Below are 3706 nucleotides of genomic sequence, written 5' to 3' on the forward strand. Positions count from 1 at the left end.
CACTAACTATTCGCCTCCGTCACTTTTAGCGTGAGCAGGTACAGGAATATTAACCTGTTGTCCATCCACTACCCCTTTCGGGTTCGCGTTAGGTCCCGACTAACCCTCAGCTGATTAGCATAGCTGAGGAAACCTTAGTCTTTCGGTGTGCGGGTTTCTCGCCCGCATTATCGTTACTTATGCCTACATTTTCTTTTGTATACGCTCCAGAAAGGATCGCCCCTTACCTTCTACGCTGAATACAATGCTCCCCTACCACAGATTAATCTGTCCATAGCTTCGGTAATATGTTTATGCCCGATTATTATCCATGCCGAACCGCTCGACTAGTGAGCTGTTACGCACTCTTTAAATGAATGGCTGCTTCCAAGCCAACATCCTAGCTGTCTAAGCAGTTCAACCTCGTTTTTTCAACTTAACATATATTTTGGGACCTTAGCTGATGGTCTGGGTTCTTTCCCTCTCGGACATGGACCTTAGCACCCATGCCCTCACTGCTGGTAAACATTTTATAGCATTCGGAGTTTGTCAGGAATTGGTAGGCGGTGAAGCCCCCGCATCCAATCAGTAGCTCTACCTCTATAAAACTATACCAACGCTGCACCTAAATGCATTTCGGGGAGTACGAGCTATTTCCGAGTTTGATTGGCCTTTCACCCCTACCCTCAGGTCATCCCAAGACTTTTCAACGTCAACGGGTTCGGTCCTCCACTTTGGGTTAACAAAGCTTCAACCTGCCCAAGGGTAGATCACACGGTTTCGCGTCTACTACTACTAACTATAACGCCCTATTCAGACTCGCTTTCGCTACGGATCCGTTGCTGAACAACTTAACCTTGCTAGTAAAAGTAACTCGTAGGCTCATTATGCAAAAGGCACGCCGTCACCCTTAACAGGCTCCGACCGCTTGTAAGCGTATGGTTTCAGGATCTATTTCACTCCCTTATTCAGGGTTCTTTTCACCTTTCCCTCACGGTACTGGTTCACTATCGGTCTCTCAGGAGTATTTAGCCTTAACGGATGGTCCCGCCAGATTCATACAGGGTTTCACGTGCCCCGCACTACTCAGGATACTACTAAATCCATGCGCTTTACCTATACCGGGCTATCACCGTCTTTGGCTTGGCTTTCCAACCAATTCTAATTCATTACACTTCTTATATCGTAGTCCTACAACCCCCATTTTGCCGTAACAAAATAGGTTTGGGCTAATCCGCGTTCGCTCGCCACTACTAACGGAATCACTTTTGTTTTCTTCTCCTCCGGGTACTTAGATGTTTCAGTTCTCCGGGTTCGCCTCCATTGCTGGATGATATGTCTTCAACATACCGGGTTGCCCCATTCGGATATCTACGGATCAATCAGTATGTGCCTGTCCCCGTAGCTTTTCGCAGCTTATCACGTCCTTCTTCGCCTCTGAGAGCCTAGGCATTCCCCATACGCCCTTAATTAGCTTATGCGTCTTGCTTTAATTTGCTCTTTTAGTTTTTGGATACTATCTAAAAAGATAATATCCCTCTTTTTTTATCACATATTATTAATATGTGCTCGTATTTTTAAATCAATATGTCAATGAACTTTTTTCTCGTAAACAATACTAATAATAATGTAGTTAAAACGTATTCTTTTATGAATCCTGTGTTTTAAAAACTATCTTTACTAATATCTAAAGAATCGTGGAGAATATCGGAGTCGAACCGATGACCTCCTGCGTGCAAGGCAGGCGCTCTAGCCAGCTGAGCTAATCCCCCCGTCTATTAAAATCCCAAATGTCGAATTCAGAATCTCGAATGATGAAGTAATGAATTCTCAACTTCTAAAATTTCCTTTCAATTATATAATCAATGAACGTGTAAAATGTAATTCTAAAATATAAAAATTAATAACTTTATACCCAAAACATACACCTTGACTTATTTTCGTAATCTTACACAGACTCCCTTCGATAAACTCAGGATAAACTTCTCGCCTGTCTTTCGACTTCGTAGTCTCAGGCAGACTCGAACTGCCGACCTCTACATTATCAGTGTAGCGCTCTAACCAGCTGAGCTATGAGACTGTTTATAGTAGTGAGTAGTTAGTATTGAGTAATTAGATCAAAAATCTAAAATCTCCTATACTTAATACTTAATACTCTGTACTCAATACTAAATAAATTAATCGACAGCTTAAAAACTAAAAACGATAAAGATACATTCCTTCGTATCATTCTTGATTGCCTATATGAATAGATAAATCTATTCGGCAATGCTCTAGAAAGGAGGTGTTCCAGCCGCACCTTCCGGTACGGCTACCTTGTTACGACTTAGCCCCAGTTACCAGTTTTACCCTAGGCCGCTCCTTACGGTGACGGACTTCAGGTACCCCCAGCTTCCATGGCTTGACGGGCGGTGTGTACAAGGCCCGGGAACGTATTCACCGGATCATGGCTGATATCCGATTACTAGCGATTCCAGCTTCACGGAGTCGAGTTGCAGACTCCGATCCGAACTGTGATAGGCTTTATAGATTCGCTCGTGGTCACCCACTGGCTGCTCTCTGTACCTACCATTGTAGCACGTGTGTGGCCCAGGACGTAAGGGCCGTGATGATTTGACGTCATCCCCACCTTCCTCGCAGTTTGCACTGGCAGTCTTGTTAGAGTTCCCGACATGACTCGATGGCAACTAACAACAGGGGTTGCGCTCGTTATAGGACTTAACCTGACACCTCACGGCACGAGCTGACGACAACCATGCAGCACCTTGTAAATTGCCCGAAGGAAAGTCTATCTCTAAACCTGTCAATCTACATTTAAGCCCTGGTAAGGTTCCTCGCGTATCATCGAATTAAACCACATGCTCCACCGCTTGTGCGGGCCCCCGTCAATTCCTTTGAGTTTCATTCTTGCGAACGTACTCCCCAGGTGGGTTACTTATCACTTTCGCTTAGCCACTTAGACCGAAGTCCAAACAGCTAGTAACCATCGTTTACGGCGTGGACTACCAGGGTATCTAATCCTGTTCGCTACCCACGCTTTCGTCCCTTAGCGTCAATACATTGTTAGTGATCTGCCTTCGCAATCGGTATTCTGTGTAATATCTATGCATTTCACCGCTACACTACACATTCTAACCACTTCACAATGATTCAAGACTTGCAGTATCAATGGCAATTTTCCGGTTGAGCCGAAAACTTTCACCACTGACTTACAAACCCGCCTACGGACCCTTTAAACCCAATGATTCCGGATAACGCTTGGATCCTCCGTATTACCGCGGCTGCTGGCACGGAGTTAGCCGATCCTTATTCGTAGAGTACCGTCAAAACATTACACGTAATGTCGTTTCTTCCTCTATAAAAGTAGTTTACAACCCATAGGGCAGTCTTCCTACACGCGGCATGGCTGGATCAGAGTTGCCTCCATTGTCCAATATTCCTCACTGCTGCCTCCCGTAGGAGTCTGGTCCGTGTCTCAGTACCAGTGTGGGGGATCTCCCTCTCAGGACCCCTATCTATCGTAGCCTTGGTATGCCGTTACCATACCAACTAGCTAATAGAACGCATAGCCATCTTATAGCAATAAATCTTTAATTAGTCTGCGATGCCACAGTCCAATACTATAAGGTATTAATCCAAATTTCTCTGGGCTATCCCTTACTATAAGGTAGGTTCTATACGCGTTACGCACCCGTGCGCCGGTCGTCAGCATAGCAAGCTACCTGTT

At 45.0% G+C, this 3706-nt stretch carries 2 tRNA genes and 2 rRNA genes; all 4 read right to left on the reverse strand.

From position 1 onward, the window contains the following. Positions 1-1459, reverse strand: a 23S ribosomal RNA gene (locus H527_RS0118490); the annotation flags it as partial. 218 nt (positions 1460-1677) lie between these two features. Continuing rightward, positions 1678-1751: transfer RNA gene (locus H527_RS0118495), tRNA-Ala, on the reverse strand. A 234-nt stretch (positions 1752-1985) separates the two neighbouring features. Next, positions 1986-2059, reverse strand: a tRNA-Ile gene (locus H527_RS0118500). A 197-nt stretch (positions 2060-2256) separates the two neighbouring features. Beyond that, positions 2257-3706 (reverse strand): 16S ribosomal RNA (locus H527_RS0118505); the annotation flags it as partial.

The sequence above is a fragment of the Aquimarina muelleri DSM 19832 genome (assembly GCF_000430665.1).
GTDB classification, from domain to species: domain Bacteria; phylum Bacteroidota; class Bacteroidia; order Flavobacteriales; family Flavobacteriaceae; genus Aquimarina; species Aquimarina muelleri.